This is a genomic window from Enterobacter cloacae complex sp. P15RS, assembly GCF_014895905.1.
Lineage (GTDB): Bacteria > Pseudomonadota > Gammaproteobacteria > Enterobacterales > Enterobacteriaceae > Enterobacter > Enterobacter quasihormaechei.
Genome location: NZ_JADBQL010000012.1, coordinates 4,461 through 24,246 on the forward strand (window position 1 = coordinate 4,461; position 19,786 = coordinate 24,246).

16 protein-coding genes and 1 other RNA gene are annotated in these 19,786 nt (G+C 56.3%); 5 read left to right on the top strand and 12 right to left on the bottom strand.

Annotated elements, in window-relative coordinates:
• From IM267_RS21210 to garL, 11 genes are all read right to left on the bottom strand, one after another.
• Window positions 1-792 (bottom strand): serine dehydratase subunit alpha family protein (locus IM267_RS21210; protein WP_370551725.1); only part of this gene is annotated, 792 nt, incomplete at its 3' end.
• A gap of 20 nt (window positions 793-812) precedes the next feature.
• A complete protein-coding gene (locus tag IM267_RS07475) occupies window positions 813-2,144 on the bottom strand; it encodes an amino acid permease (protein WP_107533935.1) in 1,332 nt (443 codons plus the stop codon).
• Window positions 2,145-2,416: 272 nt separating this feature from the next.
• A complete protein-coding gene (gene pflB, locus IM267_RS07480) occupies window positions 2,417-4,711 on the bottom strand; it encodes a formate C-acetyltransferase (protein ID WP_193033095.1) in 2,295 nt (764 codons plus the stop codon).
• Between the two features lie 15 nt (window positions 4,712-4,726).
• Window positions 4,727-5,935 (bottom strand): propionate kinase, encoded by a 1,209-nt coding sequence (gene tdcD / locus IM267_RS07485; RefSeq protein WP_193033096.1) that lies wholly within the window; start codon window positions 5,933-5,935, stop codon window positions 4,727-4,729.
• A gap of 29 nt (window positions 5,936-5,964) precedes the next feature.
• Window positions 5,965-7,296, bottom strand: a complete 1,332-nt coding sequence (gene tdcC / locus IM267_RS07490; RefSeq protein ID WP_193033097.1) for a threonine/serine transporter TdcC — start codon at window positions 7,294-7,296, stop codon at window positions 5,965-5,967.
• Between the two features lie 10 nt (window positions 7,297-7,306).
• Window positions 7,307-8,296, bottom strand: coding sequence for a bifunctional threonine ammonia-lyase/L-serine ammonia-lyase TdcB (gene tdcB, locus IM267_RS07495; protein ID WP_063867937.1), 990 nt, complete (start codon window positions 8,294-8,296; stop codon window positions 7,307-7,309).
• A gap of 96 nt (window positions 8,297-8,392) precedes the next feature.
• Window positions 8,393-9,313: a transcriptional regulator TdcA gene (gene tdcA, locus IM267_RS07500; protein WP_193033124.1), complete on the bottom strand. Its 921-nt coding sequence runs from the start codon at window positions 9,311-9,313 to the stop codon at window positions 8,393-8,395.
• Between the two features lie 672 nt (window positions 9,314-9,985).
• Window positions 9,986-10,362: RNase P RNA component class A (gene rnpB, locus IM267_RS07505), an RNA gene on the bottom strand.
• 32 nt (window positions 10,363-10,394) lie between these two features.
• Window positions 10,395-11,540 (bottom strand): glycerate 2-kinase, encoded by a 1,146-nt coding sequence (gene garK / locus IM267_RS07510; protein WP_193033098.1) that lies wholly within the window; start codon window positions 11,538-11,540, stop codon window positions 10,395-10,397.
• A gap of 56 nt (window positions 11,541-11,596) precedes the next feature.
• Complete coding sequence (gene garR, locus IM267_RS07515; protein ID WP_112791841.1) at window positions 11,597-12,487, bottom strand: 2-hydroxy-3-oxopropionate reductase; 891 nt, start codon at window positions 12,485-12,487, stop codon at window positions 11,597-11,599.
• Between the two features lie 21 nt (window positions 12,488-12,508).
• On the bottom strand, window positions 12,509-13,279 hold the full coding sequence (gene garL / locus IM267_RS07520; protein WP_193033099.1) for a 2-dehydro-3-deoxyglucarate aldolase: 771 nt from the start codon (window positions 13,277-13,279) through the stop codon (window positions 12,509-12,511).
• A 365-nt stretch (window positions 13,280-13,644) separates the two neighbouring features.
• On the opposite strand from garL, the gene garD reads away from it, so the two are divergent.
• Window positions 13,645-15,216, top strand: coding sequence for a galactarate dehydratase (gene garD, locus IM267_RS07525; RefSeq protein ID WP_193033100.1), 1,572 nt, complete (start codon window positions 13,645-13,647; stop codon window positions 15,214-15,216).
• Between the two features lie 58 nt (window positions 15,217-15,274).
• Here garD and IM267_RS07530 read toward each other — a convergent pair whose 3' ends face one another.
• Entirely contained in the window at window positions 15,275-16,078 is an 804-nt protein-coding gene (locus IM267_RS07530; protein WP_193033101.1) for a DeoR family transcriptional regulator, read from the bottom strand.
• A 239-nt stretch (window positions 16,079-16,317) separates the two neighbouring features.
• On the opposite strand from IM267_RS07530, the gene kbaZ reads away from it, so the two are divergent.
• Genes kbaZ through agaE form a run of 4 tightly spaced genes read left to right on the top strand, consistent with a single transcriptional unit; the run spans window position 16,318 to window position 19,776 of the window.
• On the top strand, window positions 16,318-17,625 hold the full coding sequence (gene kbaZ, locus IM267_RS07535) for a tagatose-bisphosphate aldolase subunit KbaZ (RefSeq protein WP_193033125.1): 1,308 nt from the start codon (window positions 16,318-16,320) through the stop codon (window positions 17,623-17,625).
• 19 nt (window positions 17,626-17,644) lie between these two features.
• The gene (gene agaV / locus IM267_RS07540; RefSeq protein WP_063451076.1) at window positions 17,645-18,118 is read left to right on the top strand and encodes a PTS N-acetylgalactosamine transporter subunit IIB; all 474 of its coding nucleotides are present in this window, start codon (window positions 17,645-17,647) and stop codon (window positions 18,116-18,118) included.
• Window positions 18,119-18,128: 10 nt separating this feature from the next.
• Window positions 18,129-18,908 carry a PTS N-acetylgalactosamine transporter subunit IIC gene (agaW, locus tag IM267_RS07545; protein WP_063867602.1) on the top strand — a complete coding sequence of 260 codons (780 nt, stop codon included), beginning with the start codon at window positions 18,129-18,131 and terminating at the stop codon, window positions 18,906-18,908.
• Window positions 18,898-19,776 (top strand): PTS N-acetylgalactosamine transporter subunit IID, encoded by an 879-nt coding sequence (agaE, locus tag IM267_RS07550; protein ID WP_063451074.1) that lies wholly within the window; start codon window positions 18,898-18,900, stop codon window positions 19,774-19,776. Before agaW ends, agaE begins: the two co-directional genes overlap by 11 nt.
• Window positions 19,777-19,786 lie beyond the last annotated feature (10 nt).

A 19,786-nucleotide genomic window follows, 5' to 3' on the forward strand; every position in this document is an offset into this window, starting at 1 on the left:
CGGCAGCGTCGCGCCGCCCATGCGGGCATCCGAAGCCGCACTGGTGCGGATAACGATGTCTGAACCCAGATCCTGCCCCATCCAGCCGCGTGCGCGCTGTTTATTGAGCGTCGCGCCAACGTGCAACCCCCACTTCCCGCTAAGCCCTTCACGAGAAAGCGCGTCATTCAATTGCCCTGCTTCCAGGATAAAGCGGATCGCCTCGAACGGCACCTGCTCCACAAACTCCAGGATCTGCGAGAGCGTGGTGTTTGACAGTACCGCCAGCGGATCGTTACTTACCTCGGTCTGCCGATCGTCAAGCCTGAAGCGCGTTTCGCCCTGACAAACCACCTCCACCACCCGGGTATGCCCGCCGGCGATAGTCACCATCGCCGAGGCGTCTCCAGCGTACACGCAGGCTCGTGAATAGAGGATCTCATCGCACGGCTCCTGCAATTTCACCTGCACCAGGCCTGCTTTGAGCATGGCTTTGGCGCGCGTTAGCGCCTCGGCAGAAGCGTCTTTCAACACCTCCAGCCCGGCGTGGGCATTACCGCCCGTCGCCCCCAGCGCCGCCGCGATGGGTAAACCGACCATGCCGGTGCCGGGCACCGTTACGCCAAGCCCGTTTTTCATCAGGTTTGGCGATACCCACGCCTCAATACGCGTCACCTCACCGGAAAGCTCTCCGGCAGCCATCGCACAGGCCAGCGCCAGCGAGACGGGTTCGGTACACCCCAGCGCAGGCTTTACCTCCTCCTGCACGGCGCGAATAAAATGGTTCCATAAAGGATTAATTTGCTCAGACATCGTTACGACCTTATTTAACCTCATGAGAAGGCGAGGAAAGGAGAAACACAAAGCAGCAGCCCGGTGATCACAATAATCACCAGCGACACGCCTTTATATTTATGAAGGGCGGGCACTTTGTAGACCAGCCACGCCGGAATTAAGCAGCCCACCATCCCGAAAATAGGGCTACAGATGGAGGTGAAGCTTAGCACCGGCGCGTTTAACACAATCGCGCTCCAGGCGAGCAGGATGGCGAACAGCATGATCCCGCGCTGGACGGTGCTTTCATTAATACGTTCAGCCGGCATTTTGCGGCGCAGGATATTCATCACGATGCCCTGCGTCGCTTCACGAAAGCCGAGATAGACGCCGAAGAAGGCGGTCATAACGGCAAAGATATTGAGAACCACGCTGACGATTTTGACCCAGCCTGCGCCGTCACCGCTGATAAACTGCGCCGCGATTGCCAGGGCGGAAATATTCTGCTCGTAGGCTTTAACCGCCTCGTCGTGCCCCATCGCCAGGGTGAAAGAGACGGCGTAGAAGAAGACCGTCACAAACAGTATGCCAAAGGCGATATTCATCGCCCGCAGCGCCTTATGACGCGCCACCTCAACGGATTTTTCCCGCGAACGATAGGAAATCACCATCGGGCTTAACGTCTGGATAAACAGAATGGAGGTTAAGGTGAAAGGCAGCGTAATAATGGCGTTTTTAATCAGCAGCCCCATCGGCGGCAGCATACCGACGTTGGCTAAATGCCAGAGGCCGATCATCGAAAGCCCCAGCGCCGCCACCACAAATAATTTGGTCAGCACCATCAGGCTGGAGACTTTAAACAGCAGCTTTTCACCGCGCGAAGAAATAGCGACCAGAATGCAGATCAGGAATAAGCCGTAGAAGGGATTTTCCGACAGCAACCCCTCGGTGACGCCGAAGGTGTGCAAATAAGATGCGCTGTCGTTGGTGATGGCCGTGGAATAAACAAACATCCAGATGACCAGCATCACGAAATAAAGTGCACCCAATAAGATGCCCCAGTTTTTACCTAAATAACCGCTAATCACGCTCGGGTAGTCTTTGCATTCCGGGGATTCCGCCAGCGTATTAATAAATAACCGCTGGAAGAGGTACATGGCCGGATAGCCAATTATCGACGAGAGCAAAAAGACCCACAGCCCCATTAATCCAACCTGTACCGGAAGAAAAACGATCCCCGCGCCGATAGCCATCCCGATACTCATGATGACCCAGCCGGTATCGGTGCTGTCGAATTTGATCGCCTCTCGCCATTCGCTTTCGCTCATTCCCGCCCGCCTTGCCGCAGGGGAATCACTCACAATCACACTGCTGTTTGTTGCCATATTCATTGGGCACTCGCTTATTTTGTAGGGTAAGTAATTGTTTTTATGTGGTTTCGATCGCCAGCGATTGCGAGTCAGAGAGTGCAGGTGTGTGTTATTGGTATGGGATGATCATATCCGTAGCGCGGGAGAAAAAAGTCACAACTTTAATGAGGGTTTTCTGTATTGGGAGGAAATTTTTCTGTTGAGAAATTCAACACGGAGGTATTTTTCTAAAAGTGACGGCGTTCACGAAATCAAAAGCCTCCCCAGATGAGGAGGCTTAACGGCAATCTATATCACATCGCCTGCGTAAACGTCCTCGAAATCACGTCCTGCTGCTGCTCGCGCGTCAGGGCGTTAAACCGCACCGCATAGCCCGAAACGCGGATGGTCAGGTTCGGGTAGTTCTCCGGATGGGCAATGGCATCCAGCAGCATCTCCCGGTTCATGACGTTGACGTTCAGGTGCTGCCCGCCTTCGATAGACGCTTCGTGATGGAAATACCCGTCCAGCAGCCCCACAAGGTTAGTTTTGCGCACCTGCTCATCCTTGCCCAGCGCCTGCGGCACGATGGAGAAGGTGTAGGAGATCCCGTCCTTCGCATAGGTGAACGGCAGCTTGGCAACTGAGGTTAACGACGCCACCGCCCCTTTCCTGTCGCGACCGTGCATCGGGTTGGCGCCAGGCGCAAACGGCATGCCGCCGCGGCGTCCGTCCGGCGTGTTGCCCGTTTTCTGGCCGTAGACCACGTTGGAGGTGATAGTCAGGATCGACTGCGTCGGCACCGCGTTGCGATACGTCGGCAGCGCCTGGATCTTCTTCATAAAGCGCTCCACCAGGTCGCAGGCGATGCTGTCCACGCGATCGTCATTATTGCCGTACTGTGGATAGTCGCCTTCAATCACGAAATCGACTGCCAGGCCGGTATGGTCGCGCACCGGTTTCACCGTGGCGTATTTAATCGCCGACAGGGAATCCGCCGCCACCGACAGCCCGGCGATGCCGCAGGCCATGGTGCGATAGACGTCACGATCGTGGAGCGCCATCAGCGAGGCTTCGTAGCTGTACTTATCATGCATATAGTGAATGAGATTCAGCGCGCTGATGTACTGCACCGCCAGCCAGTCCATAAAGTGATCCAGGCTCGCCATCACGGTGTCGTAATCCAGCACCTCATCCAGCAGCGGCTCGGTTTTCGGGCCGACCTGGATCTTCAGCTTCTCATCCACCCCGCCGTTAATCGCGTACAGCAGCGTTTTCGCCAGGTTGGCGCGGGCGCCGAAGAACTGCATCTGCTTGCCGATCACCATTGGACTGACGCAGCAGGCGATGGCGTAGTCGTCGCTGTTGAAGTCGGCGCGCATCAGATCGTCGTTCTCATATTGCAGCGAGGAGGTGACGATCGACACCTGCGCGGCGTATTTTTTGAAGGCGATCGGCAGCTGTTCGGACCAGAGGATCGTCAGGTTTGGCTCCGGCGCAGGCCCCATGGTGTGCAGGGTATGCAGGTAGCGGAAGCTGTTTTTGGTCACCAGCGTGCGGCCATCCAGCCCCATGCCGCCGATCACTTCCGTGGCCCAGATCGGATCGCCGGAGAAGAGCGTGTCGAACTCCGGCGTGCGCAGGAAGCGCACCATGCGGATCTTCATGATGAAGTGGTCGATCAGCTCCTGGGCCTGCATCTCGTTCAGCCTTCCTGCCTGCATGTCGCGCTCAATGTAGATATCAAGGAACGAGGCCGTGCGCCCCAGCGACATCGCCCCGCCGTTCTGGGATTTCACTGCGGCAAGGTAGGCAAAGTAGACCCACTGCACCGCTTCCTGCGCGTTCATCGCCGGACGTGAAATATCAAAGCCATAGTTCGCCGCCATCTGCTGGATCTGGAGCAACGCACGCTTATGCTCCGCCAGCTCCTCGCGCAGGCGGATCGTTGCCTCCAGATCTTCTCCGCGCTCCAGTTTTCCCTGAAGATCGGCGAACTGGAGTTCACGCTCGCGCACCAGATAGCTGATGCCGTACAGCGCCACGCGGCGGTAATCGCCGATAATGCGCCCGCGCCCGTAGCCGTCCGGCAGACCGGTCAGCACGCCAGATTTACGGCAGCGCATCATCTCCGGGGAGTAAACGTCAAACACGCCCTGGTTGTGGGTTTTGCGCAGGTCGGTGAACAGGTATTCAAACTGCGGATCCATCTCACGACCGTAGGCGTCGAACGAGCTGCGGATCATGTTGATCCCGCCGTATGGATGCAGGGCGCGCTTGAGCGGCTTGTCGGTTTGCAGGCCGACAATCGTCTCCAGCGCCTGGTCAATATAACCCGGCCCGTGAGCGGTGATGGTGGTAGCGATGTTGGTGTCAAAATCCACCGGAGCGTGGGTGGCATTCTCCTGGCGAATGCCGACCATCACCTTCTGCCACAGCGCCGTCGTTGCAGGCGTCGCCTGCGCGAGGAAAGCTTCATCGCCTTCATAAGGGGTGTAGTTATGCTGAATAAAATCGCGGACGTTAACGGCATTTTTCCATTCTTCACCGCGAAACCCGGCCCATGCGTCGCTGTAGGGCGCGACGCCCGTATCGATTGTTACTTTCATCAGATTCTCGCTTTATCAGGCGTAAGCCGCAGCCGGGGTGACCTTCCCAAGACGGAGGGCGTCCAGCGCGATCATTTTTTCTTCATTGGTAGGGATAACCGCGCAGGCCACGCGGGAGGTATCAGTGGAGATGACGCGCTCACCCGCGCTGCCCGGCAGAGCGTTTTTCGCCTCGTCGAGCGCGATGCCAAACACCTTCAGGTGTTCCGCCACCAGCGCGCGGATCAGCGTGGAGTTTTCACCGATGCCGCCAGTAAAGATCACGCCATCCAGACGGTGCAGAGACGCGGCGTGACCGGCGATATGCCGCGCTATGCGGTGGACAAAGGTTTTTATCGCCAGCTGCGCCCGCTCGTTGCCGTCATGCCAGGCTTTCTCCAGCGCGCGCAAATCAGAGGAGATGCCGGAGATCCCGAGCAACCCGGACTCTTTATTGACCACGCGCTCCAGATCCTCGAACGACTGGCCGGTCTGCTGGGCAATCCACGCCATCGCGCCGAAATCCACGTCGCCGCACCGCGTACCCATCACCAGCCCTTCCAGCGGCGTCATGCCCATGGACGTGTCTACGCTCTCGCCGTTACGCACCGCGCAGATGGACGCCCCATTGCCGAGGTGGGCGATCACCAGGCCGCTGTCCTCGGGGGTCAGCCCGAGGAGCGCGTGCGCCTGCCCGGACACGTAGCGGTGAGAAGTGCCGTGGAAGCCGTAGCGGCGAACGCCCAGCTCTTCAAAATAGCGGTACGGCAGACCGTACAGATACGCCTGCGGTGCCATGGTCTGGTGGAAGCTGGTGTCAAACACCGCCACCTGCTGCACGCCGGGGAACAGGCGCTCTGCGGCTTCCACGCCGCTCAGGTTGGCGTAGTTATGCAGCGGCGCCAGCGGGGAAACCAGGCGGATCTGCTCAATGACCTCTTCCGTGATGAGGGTCGACTCGCTGAAGAGATCGCCGCCGTGAGCGATGCGGTGGCCAATCAGGGCCACGCTGCTCATCAGGTCGCGCTTCTCCAGCTCGAGGGCGATGGCGGCCAGCGCCCCTTCGTAGTCCTGGTGAGCCAGTCTGACCGGCTCACCCCCGTTCACGGAAATAAAGGCTTTTTCAGTGTTGATGCCGTCCGCAATGCCCGTCAGCAGGGCCTCGCAGCCTGCTGCGTCCAGCACCGAAAACTTAACGGAGGACGATCCGCAGTTAATAACCAGTACTACCGGAAATTCAGTCATGTGTTACTCCGCTCTTCCTGAGCTTTGGCTTAAAACAGTTTGTAGACGATGTTCAGAATGGTCAGCAGGCCGACCACGGTCACGAAGATGTTCTCGGTCCGGCCTTTGTATTTCGCCAGCGCGGGCGCTTTACGAATCGCGTACATCGGCAGCAGGCACAGCAGAGAGGCGATAATTGGTGCTCCCATGGCTTCAATAAGGTCGAGAATGTTCGGGTTGGCGTAGGCCACAATCCAGGTGGAGCCCATGATGAAAATCATGCTGATGGTGTTCAGTTTGCCGACAGAGACGCTCTTCTTATCGCCTTTGTAGCCGAACTTGAGGATCAGGCCGTTCAACCCCTCCAGCGTGCCCAGGTAGTGGCCGAAGAAGGATTTAAAGATAGCGACCAGCGCGATGATGGAGGCGCCGTATTCCAGCACCGTGGCGAACGTGGATTTACTGCCCGACATCGAGGCAAAGTGGTTCGCCAGGTAAGAGAGCACCGGAATGTTCTGCGCTTTGGCATCCGCCATGTTCTGCGGAGAGAGCGTAAACAGGCAGCTAAAGGCAAAGAACATCACCACTGCCACCATCAGCAGGCTGGCGCGACCGATGATTTTGGAACATTTCTGCTCGGTGAATTCTTTCCCGAACTCCGGCTCGTACTCTTCGCGCTTGGAGACCACGAACGAGGAGACGATAGGCGAGAAGTTAAAGGAGAAGACCATGATGGAGATCCCCAGCCACACCGTGACCAGAATGCCGTCATGACCGGTAAAGGCGATATCGCTCAGGTTGACCTGGTCGATCACCGCCGAGTTCCAGTACGGGATCAGCGACAGGGAAATCAGCACCAGGCTGGCGATGAACGGGAACACCAGGTAGCTCATCACCTTCACCATCAGGTCTTTCCCGAACCAGATCACAAAGGCCATCAGCAGCAGCAGGAACAGCGCCACCACGCCGCGGTTCAGGGCTGGCAGCTGGAGCTGGTTTTCCCAGAAGGTCATAAAGGTGTTGGTAATGGTTACACCGTAGATCCACAGCAGCGGGCAAATGGCAAAGAAGTAGAGGAAGGTGATCACCACCCCGCCGGTTTTGCCGAAATGCTCTTCCACCGTTTCGGTGATGTTGCCGGAGACGTTACTGCCGGACAAACAGAGGCGCGCCAGCGCGCGGTGGCAGTAGAATGCAATCGGGAAGGCGAGAACCAGCATCAGCAGGATAGGGATCAGGCCGCCAAACCCTGCGCGAATGGGGAAGAACAGCACGCCTGCACCAATGGCGGTCCCGAACAGGCCCAGCGTCCAGGTGGTATCCGATTTACGCCAGGTGGACGTTTTTTTCTGGCCAACGGTAATGCTTTCAGTGTTGCTCATAAGTCATCCTTTATGCGTCAACGAAGCCGGTAATTTGGGAAACACGGGAGAGATCGATATTGCCGCCGGAAATAATGCAGACGGTTTTACGGCCCTGAATATAGTGGTCCAGTTTGCCGCTTAATAACGCCGCGCAGGCCAGCGCGCCCGCACCTTCCGTCACCACTTTATTTCGCTGAATAAGCGCAATCATGCTGTTGCGAATTTCATCTTCGCTGACCAGCACAATGTCATCGACCAGTTCACGAACAATTTCGAAGGTTAAATTACCCGGACGAGACACGTCGCAACCGTCGGCTAATGTGCCGGTAACGCGATGGCTGGTTATTTCTCCGGCCTGCCAGGAAGCCGCCATGCCGTGAACGTTTTCAGACTGCACGCCGATAATATTGATTGTCGGGTTAATAGATTTAATCGCCGTTGCAATACCGGCAATTAAGCCGCCGCCGCCGATAGGGACAATGACGTTATCCACGTCGTAGAGATCTTCGAGAATTTCGAGGCCGATGGTACCCTGGCCGGCAATGACTTTCGGATCGTCATAAGGCGGAATAAAAATGCGCCCCTCCATCTCGACGATTTCGCTCACCTTAGCGATGGTGTCGTTGAAGTTCTCGCCGTGCAGTACCACTTCCGCCGAATAGTCGCGCGTGGCGGCGACCTTGGATTTTGGCGCGCCCATCGGCATCACCACTTTGCCGTCGATACCGAGCATGGCGCAGGAGAGTGACACCCCCTGTGCGTGGTTACCTGCGGAGCAGGCCACCACCCCTTTGCGTTTTTCTGCATCCGTCAGCGAACTTAACTTATTAAACGCCCCGCGTATTTTAAACGAACCGGTACGCTGCATATTTTCAAACTTAAGAAATATCTCGCCCTTACAGCGTTCGCTGAGATAATTTGAGCGCGGCATGCCGGTTTTATAAATTTTTCCCGCCAGGCGTTTTCTGGCGTCCTGAATATCTTCAATGGTCACCGGGAGATCGTAGGTAATGTGCATAATATCCTCGTTATAATAATTCATTGTTTTCATGCAAAGTCAGGGTATCAGAGCGTTAAAAAGCGTCGCTCCGGGTGTTTTAAAGCGTGATTATTTTTATCGTCGTTTATCGATATTCATCGACGAATATTGTTTTGCCAGTTCAACTAATACTGACGCCGATTTTTTAATACTGTAATTTTTCGACCACACGGCGGCATAACGCGCCACGGGTAATTCATCCTCCACCGGCAGGACGATAAACTGGTCCGAACCGAACGGCGCAATCATGTCACGGGGGATCACCGTCAGGTAATCGGCATTAAGGACAAGGTTATAGATAGTGACGACGGAATCGGTCTGGACGATGTTTTCAATGCTGATGTGGTTGTCTTGCAGGGTAGTCAGGAGTTCGTTGTAGTAGCCCATATCGGTTTGCGGCATCACCCACTGCTCATGCGTAAGTGATGCCAGTCTGGTCGGGCCGGTGCACGTTCGTGATTTACTCGCCACCAGCACAAACTCGGATTCAAACAGCGGCTCAACGTGAAGATCCTGAAGCAACATTCCGTCGCTCAGCGTGCCGATGGCAAAATCCAGCCGACCGTCGCGAATGGCGGGCAGGAATGAAGAGAGCTGCGCTTCATACATGGAGACGCGCGCTTTCGGGAACACTTCCCTGAATTTTTTAATCATCTCAGACAGGAAGGTGAAGCCAATCAGCGACGGGTAGCCAAAGGAGACGTCCATGACGGTACTAAAACTGAGGCTGTTGATTTCGCTCACCATGTTTTTCATTTCGCGGGTGATCGACTCAGCGTATGACAGCAGCACCTGACCGGCGGCAGTGAGTTTTACGCCGGTGTTTTTACGCACCATCACCTCTACCCCGAAGTAGGTTTCGATGTCGCTGATGATTTTGCTGACGGCAGGTTGCGTCAGCCCCAGTTGTCTTGCAGCAGAACCTATGGAGCCGCTTTTGATGACTTCCTGAAATACCACGAGGTGCTGTGTTTTCGGTAGAATAATAGTATTCATCATATTCTGCGCTTATTTCCCTATGACGCAGCGGATTCTACATAATAATGTTTCAGGGGGTATGTGCTGTTACTCACAATTCGCCGGAACGCCCAATTCACATCCACTTCAAAAACCATTTAAATCCTTTTCTATCAATAACATAATCAAATTAAAATACGCAATTACGCTGATATTGATCAACAAATTACGAGGTAATAAATTTATTTTATGGCAATAACCCGCGTGAATTTTTTTGCCTTAGAAATATTAATAAAGGCTATCTTTCAGGCAATTAAAGGTTAATAAATCAACACTACCAATTTAAAACATTTTTGTGGTTTATCAACTTTACATGGAATATTAATACTATTTCAGAATAAAGAGTGGGATATATCACACATTCACCAGAAGAATGTTTTTAGATTCAATATTTGATTATCAATTAGAAAAACATTTATTTTCAGCAAGCCAACAAATGCAACATCTAATCAACACTAAAATTTTCTTATTTTATAGCGTTAAATTTCGTGATTACGATCATCTACGGAGGATGAGAGGAGCGCGTGGCGGAGTAAACAGTGAAATGTGCTTAGCGTCGCAAAATTGAGAATTGATGTCGTCTGGCGCAGCGCTTACCCGGTCTGTTCTCATCAGAAAGCAAAAACCCCGCCGAAGCGGGGTTTCGTAAGAAGTTGAAGCTGACCGATAAGCCGGGTTCTGTCGTGGACAGTCATTCATCTAGGCCAGCAATCGCTCACTGGCTCAAGCAGCCTACCCGGGTTCAGTACGGGCCGTACCATGTGAACCCCTATTTGGCCTTGCTCCGGGTGGAGTTTACCGTGCCACGGACTGTTACCAGCCGCGCGGTGCGCTCTTACCGCACCCTTTCACCCTTACCTGATCCCGCTTGCGCGGGCCATCGGCGGTTTGCTCTCTGTTGCACTGGTCGTGGGTTTCCCCCCCAGGCGTTACCTGGCACCCTGCCCTGTGGAGCCCGGACTTTCCTCCCCTCCGCCCGTCTCCCCCGAAAGGGACGACGACGAAGCGGCGACTGTCTGGTCAGCTTCGGCGCGCAGTATAGAGGGTTTGCGCGCCGCTGTCACCCCTGGCTACGCATGCCTACCTGCAATGTGGCCGCGATATTGCGCGAGGCGCGGTAAATGTTGTCATACGCGCCCCGGAACGCCTCTTCCAGTGAGCCGATGCTGGTCAGTACGCTGAACACCGCGTCGATGCCGTACTGGTGTACCACGCCCACGTCCTGCGTCAGACTTCCGGCAATCCCTATCACCGGCTTATGGTATTTTTTGGCGACGCTCGCCACGCCGACGGGCACTTTACCGTTAATGCTCTGGCTGTCGATGCGCCCTTCGCCCGTCAGTACCCAGGTGCAGTCGTGGATATGTTCTTCAAGATTGAGCGCCTGAGTGACAATCTCAATGCCGCTTTTCAGCTCAGCCCCCAGAAAGGCCATCAGCGCCGCGCCCATGCCGCCCGCCGCTCCTGCCCCCGGAACCGGGTTCACGTCGATGCGCAAAGATTTTTTGATCACCTCGGCATAGTGGCTAAGATTGGCGTCGAGTTCGAGGATCATCTCCTCGGTGGCGCCTTTTTGCGGGCCAAAGATACGCGACGCGCCGCTTTCACCGACCAGCGGATTCGTCACGTCACAGGCGACGCGGATTGCGCATCCCTGAAGACGCGGATCGAGCGCCGAAATATCAATACGGTTAAGCGCCATCAGGCTACCGCCGCCGTAGCCGATCTCCGTCCCGTTGGCATCCGTAAACCTCGCGCCCAGCGCCTGCATCATGCCGGCGCCCCCGTCGTTGGTGGCGCTCCCGCCGATACCGATAATGATATTGCGCGCGCCTTTATCCAGCGCGCTGAGGATCAGCTCCCCCGTCCCGCGAGACGTTGTGACCAGCGGGTTACGCAGCGCGGGAGGAACAAGCACCAGGCCGCTGGCGGCGGCCATCTCGATAAACGCGGTCGTCCCGTCGCCAGAGATCCCCCAGCAGGCGTTAACCTTCTCACCCAACGGGCCGGTGACGACTGCCTGCTGCCAGGTACCCTGCGTGGCGGCGATCATCGCTTCAACCGTCCCCTCCCCGCCATCGGCAACAGGGACAGAAACGTAGTGGGCATCGGGGAAGATTTCCCGAAATCCTTTTTCTATCGCCTGCGCAACCTCGGTAGCAGACAGGCTTTCTTTATAAGAGTCTGGCGCGATTACGATTTTCATAGTTGTAAGCCTGGACCGTAGGCCCGGTATGCGTTGCGCCACCGGGCAGGACGTCATTAGCGAGTAATTTCGACCTTCGCCAGTTTTTCGTAGTAGCACGCTAGCGCGCTGTGATCGGCAGTGCCAAGACCGTCCGCACGCAGCGCCTGCATCATCTCCATGACGGCGGCAGTCAGCGGCAGCTGCGCCCCCACGCCGTGTGACGTATCCAGCGCATTCGCCAGATCTTTAATGTGGAGGTCGATACGAAAACCCGGCTTAAAGTTACGATCCATCACCATCGGTGCCTTGGCATCCAGCACGGTGCTGCCCGCCAGACCACCGCGAATGGCCTGATAGACCAGATCCGGATTCACCCCCGCTTTGGTGGCCAGCGTCAGCGCCTCCGACATGGCCGCGATGTTCAGCGCCACAATCACCTGGTTTGCCAGCTTGGTGACGTTACCCGCGCCGATGTCACCGGTGTGCACCACGGAGCCAGCCATTGCTTTCATCAGGTCGTAGTATTTGTCGAAGACGGCTTTATCGCCGCCCACCATCACCGACAGGGTGCCGTCGATGGCTTTGGGCTCGCCGCCGCTGACCGGTGCGTCCAGCATCTCCACGCCTTTCGCCTTCAGCGCCTCGCTGATTTCGCGGCTCGCCAGCGGTGCGATAGAACTCATGTCGATCACCACCAGGCCCGGCTTCGCGCCGTCGATAATGCCGTTCTCACCCAGCGCCACCTCTTTCACGTGCGGAGAGTTTGGCAGCATGGTGATGATGACATCGCACTGCTCGGCGATCGCTTTTGCGGTTGTCGCCGTTTCTGCGCCGGCCGCAATCACCTCGGCCACCGCGTCTGAATTACGGTCGAGAACCACCAGCGAGTAACCTGCTTTGATGAGGTTTTTGCTCATTGGTTTGCCCATGATGCCCAGGCCAATAAAACCCACTTTCAGCGTCATAATCTGTTTCCTCATTGATGGTTATTTTTTAAAAGCGTCCGCTAATCTCTGCGTGGCCGCGCGGAATACGCCGAGGTCGCTGCCGACGGCAACAAACGTTGCGCCCCACTCCAGGTAGCGGCGGGCGTCAGCTTCCACCGGCGCCAGAATGCCGCACGGCTTATCGTGGGCTTTGGCACGGGCAAAAATGTGTTGGATCGCGCGCTGAACGTCCGGGTGGCTGGCGTTGCCCAGATGACCAAAGGCGGCAGCCAGATCGCTCGGGCCGACGAAAATACCGTCTACGCCTTCGGTCGCGGCAATGGCGTCGACGTTACCGACACCCTGCTGGCTCTCGATCTGAACCAGGATGGTGATGTTCCTGTTGGACTGGGCGAAATAGTCCGGCACGGTGCCAAACATATTGGCGCGGTGCGAAACGGACACGCCGCGGATCCCTTCCGGCGGATAGCGGGTCGCCGCTACGGCCAGCACCGCTTCTTCTTCCGTTTCAACAAACGGGATCAGGAAGTTGTAGAAGCCGATATCCAGTAAACGCTTGATGATAACCGGCTCGTTGGTGGGCACACGCACCACCGGCGCGCTGTGGCTGCCTTTCAGCGCCATCAGCTGCGGAATAAACGTGCTGATATCGTTTGGCGCATGTTCGCCGTCCAGCACCAGCCAGTCGAATCCGGCCAGGCCCAGCACTTCCGTGCTGATGGGGTTTGCCAGCGCAGACCAGCAGCCAATCTGGATCTGGTGCGCCGCGAGGGCTGCTTTAAACTTATTCGGGAAGATATCGTTACTCATCGCTTATACCTTTTTTAATTCCGCAGTTTTAGCCAGCATCATTTTTATTTATTCCGACGCAGCGTCAGGGTTATATTTATTTTCTGACTGAATTTTGGCGTTATAAAATCGTCATTCAGTATAATCGCCGCCCGACGGCAGTACATTGTTTCAATGCTCAGTTATCGAGTGGAATTTGAACGCTATCTTGAGCATATGCACAAAGCAGTGGGCGCTGATGCACAGAATCAACGATTAGTGTTTCGGGAGCGATCGCGATCACATTCTCACCTTTCCTCTCCTGACATTCTTTATTTCTTCAATAAGAAACAATTAACCATCTGGCTATATTTAGTATCAGATATTTTGCTGGAGAAGCGTAAACAATGGCCGATATTCAAATTCGACAGGCGTCGCCGACGGCGTTCTATATAAAAGTGCACGATACCGACAACGTGGCGATTATTGTCAACGACAATGGCTTAAAAGCGGGTACCCGATTCCCGGACGGGCTGGAGCTGATTGAGCACGTTCCGCAGGGGCACAAGGTCGCGCTGGTCGATATCCCCACGCACGGCGAAATCGTGCGTTACGGCGAAGTCATCGGCTATGCGGTACGCCCTATCCCGCAGGGCAGCTGGGTTGAAGAGTCGCTGGTTGAGCTGCCAGCGGCCCCGCCGCTGGAGACGTTGCCGCTGGCGACCCGCGTCCCTGAGCCGTTGCCGCCGCTGGAGGGCTATACCTTCGAAGGTTACCGCAACGCGGACGGCAGCGTGGGAACCAAAAACCTGCTCGGCATCACCACCAGCGTGCATTGCGTGGCGGGCGTCGTGGATTACGTGGTGAAAATTATTGAGCGCGATCTGCTGCCGAAATACCCCAACGTTGACGGCGTGGTGGGGCTTAACCACCTGTACGGCTGCGGCGTGGCGATCAACGCGCCCGCGGCGGTCGTGCCAATCCGCACAATCCACAATATCGCCCTCAACCCAAACTTTGGCGGCGAGGTGATGGTGATTGGCCTCGGCTGCGAGAAATTGCAGCCTGAACGCCTGTTGCAGGGTACTGAGGATGTGAAAGCCATTCCGGTAGACGATGCCAGCATTGTTCGTCTCCAGGACGAGCGTCACGTTGGATTTCGTTCCATGGTCGACGATATTCTTCAGGTGGCGGAGCGCCATCTGGAAGCGCTGAACAAACGCCAACGCGAAACCTGCCCGGCCTCTGAGCTGGTAGTGGGAACACAGTGCGGCGGCAGCGATGCGTTTTCCGGCGTCACCGCCAACCCGGCGGTGGGTTACGCGTCGGATTTGTTCGTGCGCTGCGGCGCCACGGTGATGTTCTCCGAGGTCACCGAAGTGCGTGACGCCATCCACCTGCTTACGCCGCGCGCCGTCAACGAGGAGGTGGGTAAACGCCTGCTGGAGGAGATGGCCTGGTACGATAACTATCTTGATATGGGCAAAACCGACCGCAGCGCAAACCCGTCTCCGGGTAACAAGAAAGGCGGCCTGGCGAACGTGGTGGAAAAAGCCCTCGGATCAATTGCCAAATCTGGCCAGAGTGCGATTGTGGAAGTGCTCTCTCCGGGCCAGCGGCCAACCAAACGCGGCCTTATTTACGCGGCAACGCCTGCCAGTGATTTTGTTTGCGGCACCCAGCAGGTGGCGTCCGGCATTACGGTACAGGTCTTTACCACCGGGCGCGGCACGCCGTACGGCCTGATGGCGGTACCGGTGATCAAAATGGCGACCCGCACCGAGCTGGCAAACCGCTGGTATGACTTAATGGATATCAACGCCGGCACCATCGCCACCGGGGAAGAAAGTATTGAGGACGTGGGCTGGAAGCTGTTCCACTTCATTCTGGACGTGGCGAGCGGGCGGAAGAAAAGCTTCTCTGATCAATGGGGATTGCATAACCAGCTGGCGGTGTTTAATCCGGCGCCGGTGACGTGATGGCCTCTCATTCTGCCCTCTCCCCACAGGGGAGAGGACAGGGTGAGGGGACAAAACCCTACACCAGCACCACATCAATCCCGCTTTTCCGCAGCCCGTCGAGGCTTTCCGCCGGAATACCTTCATCGACGATAATCATATCGATCCGCTGGGTATCAATGATTTTATGCAGGCTTGAACGGTTAAACTTGCTGGAGTCGGTCACAACGATAATGCGCTCTGCCACCTCGCACATTTTTCGATTCAGGCGGGCTTCATCCTCGTTGTGCGTACTCACCCCCCGATCGAGATCGATGGCGTCGACGCCCAGGAACAGCAGGTCAAAATGGTAATTCTGTAACGACTGCTCCGCCTGGTCGCCGTAGAAAGACTGCGACTGACGGCGCAAGTGTCCACCGGTCATCAGCAGCTCCACTCCCTCCGCTTCCAGCAGCGCGTTCGCCACGTTCATCCCGTTGGTCATGGCAATAACGTCGGTGTGCTGGCGCAGCATACGGGCGATTTCACAGGTCGTAGTACCCGAGTCCAGAATAATCCGGTGGCCCGGCTTCACCAGCTCAGCCGCCGCCTGCGCGATGCTGCGCTTCACTGCCGTATTAAGGGAACTTTTGTCCTCAACGGACGGCTCCACGCCGGGCATATTGCCTTCGCAAATCAGCGCGCCGCCGTAAGCGCGAACGGCAACCCCCTGCTTTTCCAGAAAGGCCAGATCGTTGCGGATCGTCACCGTCGACACGCCGTATAAAAGAGAAAGATCGTTAACCTGCACGCTTCCCTGCGCCCGCAACCGCTGAATGATCTGCTCTCGCCTTTCGCTGGTGCCGGTGATGCGCTTCTCTGCGGATGGATCGGTGCTGCTCATACGAGCTCCTTAGTAAATAAACTTTCGTTTCATTTCGTTTTGCTTATTAACGCCTTTCTTTTAAGGGAATGCAAGCCCTGTAAGGCGCGCTGACGCACGCTTAACCGCCGCTGAAACCTTTCATTATGTTTCTTTTGTGAAACAGATCGGAAAACTATTATCTTTCGTTTTATTTTTACCGCACCATAATGCAGTATCAAATGAAACAAAACGAAAGATGAATGCCAACACCATCCGAAATGGAGAGGAAAGTGAAACATCTGACAGAAATGGTGGAACAACATAAACGGGGGAATACAAACGGGATTTATGCCGTCTGTTCCGCACATCCACTGGTACTTGAAGCTGCAATTCGTTACGCCCATTCTCAACAGACGCCTCTGCTGATTGAAGCCACCTCAAACCAGGTGGATCAGTTTGGCGGCTATACCGGTATGACGCCCGCCGATTTTCATGGGTTCGTCTGCACGCTGGCGGGATCTCTCGGTTTCCCCACCTCGCAGCTGATCCTTGGCGGCGATCATCTCGGTCCTAACCGCTGGCAAAACCTGCCGGCTTTGCAGGCGATGGCGAACGCCGACGATCTCATCAAAAGCTACGTGGCTGCCGGGTTCAAGAAGATCCATCTCGATTGCAGCATGTCCTGCGAAGACGATCCGGTTCCTTTAACCGATGCGATCGTTGCCGGGCGCGCCGCGCGTCTGGCAAAAATTGCCGAAACAACCTGTCTTGAGCAATTTGGTGTAGCCGATCTGGTCTACGTTATCGGCACGGAAGTTCCGGTTCCCGGCGGCGCGCACGACACGCTGACCGAGCTTGAGGTCACCACGCAAGAGGCGGCACGCGCCACGCTTGAGGCACACCGCCACGCATTTGAGAAGGAAGGGTTAAGCGACATCTGGCCGCGCATTATTGGCCTGGTGGTTCAGCCCGGCGTTGAGTTCGATCATGCGCACGTTTGTGACTATCAGCCGCATAAGGCCGTCGCGCTGAGCAAAATGGTTGAAGCCTATGACACGCTGGTATTTGAAGCACATTCTACCGATTACCAGACGCCGCAGGCGCTGCGCCAGCTGGTGAACGATCACTTCGCCATTCTTAAAGTCGGCCCTGCCCTGACCTTTGCCCTGCGCGAAGCGCTGTTCTCGCTGGCGGCCATTGAAGAAGAGCTGCTGCCGGCAAAAGCCTGCTCCGGGCTGCGTCACGTCCTGGAAAACGTGATGCTCGATCGCCCGGAATACTGGCAAAGCCACTATCACGGTGATGGCAACGCCCGACGCCTGGCCCGCGGCTACAGCTACTCCGACCGCGTGCGTTATTACTGGCCAGACAGCCAGATTGACGACGCCTTTGAGCGACTGGTACGCAACCTTGCGGATGAACCGATCCCGCTGCCGCTGATCAGCCAGTATCTGCCTTTGCAGTACAGCAAAGTTCGCGAGGGCGCTCTCACGTCAACGCCACGGGAACTCATCCTCGACCACATTCAGGACATACTCCAGCAGTACCATGCCGCCTGCGAAGGCGTAACGACTCAACACGCATAATTAAAAAGAGGAAAACGCTATGCCAAACATTGTCTTATGCCGCATTGATGAGCGCCTGATCCACGGACAGGTGGGCGTGCAGTGGGTGGGGTTTGCGGGGGCAAACCTGGTGCTGGTGGCAAATGACGAGGTTGCAGACGATCCGGTTCAGCAAAACCTGATGGAAATGGTGCTCGCGGAAGGTATCGCCGTGCGTTTCTGGTCTCTGCAAAAGGTCATCGACAACATTCATCGCGCCGCCGACCGCCAGAAAATTCTGCTGGTCTGCAAATCACCGGCTGATTTTTTAACGCTGGTAGAGGGCGGCGTACCCATCACCCGTATCAACGTCGGAAATATGCATTATGCCAGTGGCAAACAGCAAATTGCCAAAACGGTATCTGTAGACGCGAACGATATCGCCGCGTTTAACGGCCTGAAGGCGGCCGGCGTGGAATGCTTCGTTCAGGGCGTTCCAACAGAGACTGCTTTGGATCTCTTTAAACTGCTCTGAGGGATTCACAATGGAAATCAGTCTGTTGCAGGCTTTCGCGCTCGGGCTTCTCGCCTTTATCGCGGGCCTGGATATGTTTAACGGCTTAACACACATGCACCGTCCGGTGGTGCTCGGGCCGCTGGTTGGCCTGATACTGGGCGACCTGCACACCGGTATTCTGACCGGCGGTACCTTAGAACTGGTCTGGATGGGCCTGGCGCCGCTGGCGGGCGCGCAGCCGCCGAACGTGATTATCGGCACCATCGTTGGCACCACGTTTGCCATTACCACGGGCGTGAAGCCGGATGTCGCCGTTGGGGTGGCCGTACCGTTTGCCGTGGCGGTGCAGATGGGTATTACGTTCCTCTTCTCCGTGATGTCCGGCGTAATGTCCCGCTGCGATCGCATGGCGGCCAACGCGGACACCGACGGCATTGAGCGAGTCAACTATCTGGCGCTGCTGGCGCTCGGCGTTTTTTATTTCCTGTGCGCGTTTCTGCCCATCTACTTTGGGGCCGAACACGCGAAAACCGCCATTGCTATTCTGCCGGAGCGTCTGATCGACGGTCTCGGCGTCGCGGGCGGCATCATGCCAGCGATCGGCTTCGCCGTGCTGCTGAAGATCATGATGAAAAACGTTTACATCCCTTACTTCATTATCGGTTTTGTCGCCGCGGCCTGGCTGAAGCTTCCGGTGCTGGCGATTGCGGCGGCTGCGCTGGCGATGGCGCTGATCGACCTGCTGCGTAAGTCGCCTGAACCGACGGCGCCCGCGGCCCAGAAAGAGGAATTTGAAGATGGCATCTAATCACACCACCCTGCCGGGTGCGTCCGTCAGTGAAGAGACGCTGCTGAGCGGCGTGAATGAAAACGTCTATGAAGACCAGACCATTGGCGCGGAGCTGACCAAAAAAGACATTAACCGCGTGGCCTGGCGCTCCATGCTGTTACAGGCCTCGTTCAACTACGAGCGTATGCAGGCCTCCGGCTGGCTGTACGGGCTGCTGCCCGCGCTGAAAAAGATCCACACCAATAAACGGGACCTGGCGCGCGCCATGAAGGGCCATATGGGCTTCTTCAACACCCATCCGTTCCTGGTGACCTTTGTTATCGGCATTATTCTGGCGATGGAACGATCAAAGCAGGACGTGAACAGCATTCAGAGCACGAAAATTGCTGTCGGCGCGCCGCTCGGGGGCATTGGTGACGCCATGTTCTGGCTGACCCTGTTACCCATCTGCGGCGGTATTGGTGCCAGCCTGGCGCTGCAAGGCTCCATTCTTGGCGCGGTGGTTTTTATCGTGCTGTTCAACGTGGTGCATCTCGGCCTGCGCTTTGGCCTGGCGCACTATGCCTACCGAATGGGTGTCGCCGCGATCCCGCTGATCAAGGCCAACACCAAAAAGGTTGGCCATGCTGCGTCCATTGTCGGGATGACGGTAATTGGTGCCCTGGTGGCAACCTATGTGCGCCTGAATACGACACTTGAGATTAAAGCCGGTGATGCGGTCGTCAAACTGCAAACCGACGTGATCGACAAGCTGATGCCTGCGTTTTTGCCGCTGGTCTACACCCTGACCATGTTCTGGCTGGTACGCCGTGGCTGGAGCCCGCTGCGCCTGATTGGTATCACCGTGGTGCTGGGCGTGGTCGGTAAATTCTGTCACTTCCTGTAAAAGCAAAGAG